The sequence below is a fragment of the Pirellulales bacterium genome (assembly GCA_035939775.1).
GTDB lineage: Bacteria > Planctomycetota > Planctomycetia > Pirellulales > DATAWG01 > DASZFO01.
Genome location: DASZFO010000200.1, coordinates 1 through 6491, shown reverse-complemented (window position 1 = coordinate 6491; position 6491 = coordinate 1). Strand labels below are relative to the sequence as shown.

3 protein-coding genes are annotated in these 6491 nt (G+C 62.9%); all 3 read left to right on the top strand.

Features of this window, described 5'->3' with window-relative positions:
* The coding region (locus VGY55_12790; GenBank protein HEV2970840.1) for a PEP-CTERM sorting domain-containing protein at nucleotides 1-281 on the top strand (281 nt) is incomplete at its 5' end.
* A gap of 216 nt (nucleotides 282-497) precedes the next feature.
* Nucleotides 498-2738, top strand: coding sequence for an autotransporter-associated beta strand repeat-containing protein (locus VGY55_12785; protein HEV2970839.1), 2241 nt, complete (start codon nucleotides 498-500; stop codon nucleotides 2736-2738).
* A 471-nt stretch (nucleotides 2739-3209) separates the two neighbouring features.
* The coding region (locus VGY55_12780; GenBank protein ID HEV2970838.1) for a hypothetical protein at nucleotides 3210-6491 on the top strand (3282 nt) is incomplete at its 3' end.

Sequence of the window (6491 nt, the reverse complement as noted above, 5' to 3'; positions counted from 1 at the left end):
CGGACTCTTCGGGAAATCCGCTCGGTCAAACCGGCGGCTTCGCGCTGGCGGGCTCGTTGCAACCGAGCGCTCCGTTCGCCTCGGCCGCGCCGAGTTCATCGAGCTTGGATCCGCCGAGCGCCGAGGGCTTCAGCGGAGACCTAATTCCCGCCGGCCCCGGCGCTGGTCCGACGTCCGTTCCCGAGCCTTCGACGCTGTTGCTGGCCCTGGTCGCGCTGCTCGGCGTGGCGATCATGGCGCGGCGCCGGATCGCACTGGCCAACGAAGTCGGACAGTGCTGAGGCGCGAGCGCTTGTTGTGCTCGGGTCTCCCGACCCGGCACAGGCGTTGACCGGAGGTCACCTGATCGGCGAATCGGAGACCTGCGGTCGTAAGTGTTTAACGGTCGGGAGACCGTGCCACAACGCCGTCCCCGCGAGTTTTCTTGTGTTTGAGGTCGGGGCGGATTAGCATGAAATAGGCCGTCGCTTTTCATTCGACCCCATAAGATAAGCATCATGTGCGTGCCTCGCTGCTGCGCCGTCGTGGTTGGCGGACGATTCGTCCGCAATTCGATCACAGGTTGGCTCGTGTTGTTAGCCCTTGGGGCGAGCAGCTCCGCATTTGCCGCCGATGGCACGTGGAGTTCGTCGGCATCTACCATAGCATGGCAGACCCCTACGAACTGGGTTTCGCATATCGTTCCCGGCGCCCCGTCGGGGACCGCCAACACCGATACGGCGCTCTTTAATTCGAACAGCACGACGACGTTGATCGTCCCCGACACAAGTCGCAATATCGAAAACATCACGTTCGACAAGTCGGCCGCGGCCTACACCATCGGGCTGACCGACGGCAACCCCTTGGCGCTGACGGCCGGCGGCACGCTCCAGATCGCCGCCACGTTTTCCGGTGCCAACATTACCGAGACCATCAACGCGCCGCTGACGCTCGAAGGGGACTACAACTTGAGCGACAACGCTCAGGCCGTCGGCGATAGCTTGACGATCGGCGGTGCGATCACCGGCGGAGCCGCCGGCCCTCAAACCCTGACGGTTGCTTCGGGCAAGAACATCACAACAATCAACGGCGCGATCAGCGACGGTTCCGGGACGATTGCGCTCGTTTGCAACGGCGGCGTTCTGGTTCTCGGCGGCAACAACGCCTTCACCGGCGGCGTGACGATCAATTCGGGCACGCTCCAAATAGCCAACAGTGGCGCTCTCGGCTCGCCGGCGTCGAACGACGTCTCGTTCGGCGCTGGCAGCGCCGGGGTCCTGAGCCTCAACGGCAACACCGTTTTCGTCGCGAACCTGAACACCAACGCGAACGTTGGCAGCCCGGTTATTCAAAACGCCAATGCCTCGCGGGGCATACTTAGCATCGACAACGCAGTCGACAACACCTACGCCGGCGTCCTTCAGGACGGCCCGGGGGGCGGACCCTTGTTCGTGGAAAAAGCGGGCGCCGGCACGCTCACCCTCAGCGGCCACAACACCTTCACAGGCGGAGTGGAGATCGACGCCGGAAGCCTGCAATTAGGCAGTCCAACGGCTCTCAATGCCGCCAACATCGTTTTCTTGACAGACAGTGCCATATTGTCGCTCAACGGCAACAGCGTCTCGATTTCCGTCCTTGAGTCGTCGGGCACGACCGCCATCGTTCAAAACCAGAGCGCCACCCCCGCGACCTTAACCGACAATGTCGTTTCTTCCACGACAGCCTATCCGGGCGTCCTACAGGACGGCGCCGGCGGCGGAGCGCTGTCGCTGGTCAAGTCCGGCGCTGGCGCGCTCGTACTAAGCGGAAACAACACTTTTAGTGGCGGCATTGCGCTGAACGCCGGCACGCTCTTCATTGGCAGCAACAGCGCCTTGGGCCTCGGAACGCTGACGGCCGGCGGCGGCACGCTGCAAGCGGCGAGCGATGGGACGTTTGCGGTGGGCAATGCCGTCCGCCTCAACGCCGCTTTGAACGTGGCCGGCGCCAACAGCTTTACGCTGGGCGGCCCAATCAGCGGCAGCGGCGGACTGGTTAAGGGAGGTTCGAGCACTTTGACTCTGTCCCACTCTGAATCGCTCGCTGGGCCGATCACCGTCAATGGGGGCACGCTCCGCTTCAGCGCCGTTTCGGGCAGCGCGACCATCGGCACGGGCGTCACGGCGACCGTCACCGGCAGTGCAACGCTGGAATTGGCTGGATCGGTCTCGGCCTTGTCGTCCGGCACACATCGGGTGAACATCATCAACATCAGCACGGCGCCCGGCCTGCTCGTCTCCGGCACGCATCAGCAAGTTGGCGGCATCGACGGCAGCGGCAGCACGGTCGTCAACGCGGGGAGCGATCTCACCGCCAATCATATCGTTCAAAGTTCGCTGGTGATCGGCGGCACGGCCGCGAGCCGAGGCCTCGTGACGATCGACGCCTCGGACTCCAGCGGCAATCCTTTGGATTTGGGGGCAGGAGAGCAGACAGCGGACGGCACACGGAGTGTGCCTGCGACATTGTCGAGCGGTTTCGTGCTGGCGGACTCGTTGCAATCGACCGCGCCATTCGCCTCCGGCGCGCCAAGTTCTTCGGGCATGGATCCGCCGAGCGCCGAAGGATTCAGCGGCGACCCGATTCCCGCCGGCCCCGGCGCCGATCCGGCGGCAGTTCCCGAGCCTTCAACGCTCGTGTTGCTGGTGGTCGCATTCGGTGGAATTGTGTTCATGGCTCGGCGCGGGTGCCATGCCCACGCAAGCGTCGATCGATTCTGATCAAGCCAACCGGCCTTGTTGATCGCGTGGGCATGTTCGCCGACGCATCGGTCGCGAAGCCCGTCCGACCCGCTGTCGGGCCCAGAGGGCGCCCCGCCCCGCGTGGACAGGGCACCCTGCAACGATCGGCCGATTCCGAGAAAAGTGGAAATCTTGGATTTCCGCTTTCCGGTTCCGGAGTGGTTCGTTGCTCTTAACTACATAGGTGCCCCGAATCTGATTTGGTTGCACCTCCCCAAAGCATTCGGTACAATCCGGGGGGGAGAGGCATGTCGGTTGCGTCACTTCTGAATTGCCGGACAACGATTCGGTTTGTCCGCGCATGACGGCTTTCTCGACTCCAACTCAAGGCGGAGAATCGCCATGGCCCCCTCAATGCTTGTGCGCGGAGTCCTGCGCACGTGTCGCCCGCCAGCTTCCCGTCGTCGATCCGTGCAGCGTTTTCCGCGTTTGTTCGCGGTTGCGCTGGCAATGAACTGCCTGAGCGGTGGGGCCGCTTGGGCCGGAGCGTTGGATAGTTGGCTCGGTGGTTCCGGCCCTTGGATCGCCCCGAATTGGAGCATCCACACTCCGCCGGGCTATCCAGACAATGGCGGCGGCATGATGTACGATGCTTCCATCGCCACTCCCGGCTCCGACGTGACCCTGAGCATCGGCGTAACGCTAGACAACCTCGGAGTCGCCGGCAAGGACACGCTCGAAATCATGAGCGGCGGCGGCCCGACCATAAAGACGTATGCCGGCGCCGGCACGCTCAGTAATTCGGGAACGATCAAACTGGAGGGCGGCGGTTCCGGCGCCGCCTCGATCTCGTTCGACGGCACCGGCGTTGCGGCGCCCGTGCCGTCGCTGACCGGCGGGGGCGTCGTGATGATGTCGGCAGGAACCGACATTACCGGCACGACCGGCGCGGAAACGTTGACCTCGGACAACACCATCATGGGCGCGGGGGTGATCACTTCCCTCAATCTAATCAATCACGGCACGATCAATGCCAATATCCACGGTTCCACGTTGACCATCAGCCCCTCGACGGCAGCAGGGTCCACGGGCTTGAAGAACGTGGGCACCGGGGCACCCATGGGCGGATTGTTGGAGGCCACCGGCGGCGGGACCCTGGCGCTCGGAATTGGCGTCTACGATAATACCGATCCGACGGATCCCGGAACGATCTCCGCCTCGGACGGCTCCACGGTGACACTCGGACCATTCGGGGGCGGCACGACGACGATCAACGGGGGAACGCTAGCGGGCGACGCCACCAGCGTTTTTGAGACCCTCGACTTCGCGACGCTTAAGAACGTGACGCTCGCGCTGGGGACAATGTACGCCCAAACCGACAGCGCAACAACAAACATTCAGGGCACGATTACGAACGGAGGCACAATCTTCCTGGCTTCGGCGGGCTTCGCGCCGTCGGTGCTCAATCTCAATAGCGGCGACGTCACGCTCACCGGAAGTGGCGACATCATATTGAAAGGGTTCGTGACCGGCGACCCGTTCGATCCCAACGGAACGCGAATCCAGGGAGTCGGCGGTGCGCGGCTGACGATTGGCGCCATTCAAACGATCATTGGCAGCGGCCAGATCGGCAGCCACTCCACGGTCTTGTCGCCAAAACTGACCAACCACGGCATCATCACGGCCTCGACGTTTCCTTCCGGCGCCGTCCCGGCCCAGGGCATCACGATATTTCCCTTGGTTCTTCCCATGCCGCCAATCGACGACGCCGTGATTAACGACGGCACGATGCAGGCCAGCGACGATTCATTTCTCACTTTCAACGGCGGGATTGTCACCAATAACGGCCCAGCCGGCGGCGGAATGATCATCGCTCATGGGCACATGATGCCCGGCACGGTGATTCTACAAGCGGGCGTCTCAGTCCACCTCGGCACGATCCTCTTGGACGGGCCGCTGAGTCAACTGCAATTGAACGACGGCACCGCGCTCCCAGAGACCCTGACCAATACCAGCGGCGGCATGATTATGACTGTCGCGCCGAGCGTGGAAAACATGATCGGCGGGGCGATCACCAATTCCGGTCCCGGCTCGTCGATCTTCGTCAAGGACAACTCGAGCCTGGAGATTTACGGTAATCCCCTGCTGCCGATCACGGTCACCAACGCGGCAACCATCGCGGTCGGGACGGGCGCCGTCGGTGTCGGACCGGCCACGTTGACGGTCGATGAAGGCTTGCTCACCAACTCCGCCGCGGGCGTCGACGGCTCGATCATCGTCGCCGCCAACGGAACGCTGCACCTCCTCGGCGGCGCCCTCGGTCAGCCGACGATTAACGGCGGCACGGTTCTCATCGCGCAGGCGGGGGGGAAGATCAACTTGGACGACGCCACCATCCACAATGGCACCCTTACGAACGTGAAGGGTGGCATCATCAATTCAATTCTTGGCACGACCAATACACTTGGCGGGACCGTCAATAACAACGCCGGGGCAACGATCAGCGTCTTCGGCTCCACGCTCAATCTGGAAACCACGGGCACCTACAACAACGCCGGGACCATCAACATCAACGATGCCGGCGGCGCCGCCAGCCTGTGTCCCAGCGGCGCCAACGGCACGGTCACTTTGAGTGGAGGCGGAACGGTGAACCTCACTGGAGCCGGCAGCAGCATTTTCGGAGTGAACCAAAACGAGCGATTGACCAATGTCGACAACACGATCACCGGCGGCGGCTCGATCGGCGCCGGCAAAATGGCGCTGACCAACAAGATGATGGGAATTATCCAGACCGCGGCGGCCGCCGGTCCCCTAACCATCCAACCGAACAACGCCGGCGTCATCAATGGCGGCCTGATCCAAACCCTTGGCGCCACGTTGAACTTGACCAACGGCACGTTCACCAACATCGACGCCGGCATTCTGGGAACCGTTCGTTCCAACAATGGCGACACGCTCAATCTCAATGGCGTTGCCGCGGCGAACGCGGTCATCGACAACGGGATCGTTCAAGTCCAACCCAACGCCACCTTGCAATTGTCGCTCGGCACGATCCACAACGGCACACTCATCATTTTCGCCGGCGGGATCATCAATTCGATGGCCGGCGCCACCAACACGCTCGGCGGGACCGTCAACAACAACGCCGGGGCGAACATCAACGTCCTGGCCGGCTCCACGCTCAATCTGGAAACGACAGGAGTTTACAACAACGCTGGGACAATCAACATCAATGCAGCCGCCGGCTCCAGCCTGTGCCCTAGCGGCGCCAACGACACGCTGACACTGAACGGAGGCGGAACGGTCAACCTCCTTGGCGCCGGCAGCAGTATTTTCGGGGCAAACGCCAACGAAACGCTCGTCAATCAGAACAACACGATTGCCGGCGGCGGGCTCATCGGCGTCGGCAAGATGTCGCTCACGAATCGCGGTTTGATCGACGTGACAGCCGCCATGACGATTCAGCCCAATAACGCCGGCGTCATCAATAGCGGCACGATTCAAGCCCGCGGCGGCGCGCTGACGTTGATGGGCGGCTCGTACACGAACTTCGAAGGGGCGACGAACGGTTTGATTCAGGCCGTCGCCGCCGACACCGTCACGCTAACCGACGACCCGGCCACCGGCGATGCGATCATCGACGGCGGCAACGTCACGATTCTCGCCGCCGGCACCATCAATCTCTCCAACGCCACGATCCACAACGGCACGCTCACCAACAGCGCCGCCGGCACTATCAATTCCACGGCCGGCGCCACGAACACGCTCGGCGGCACGGTGAACAATCCGGCC

Coding starts and splice junctions, on each gene's coding strand:
- VGY55_12785 (HEV2970839.1), top strand. CDS start 498: ATGTGCGTGCCTCGCTGCTGCGCCGTCGTGGTTGGCGGACGATTCGTC.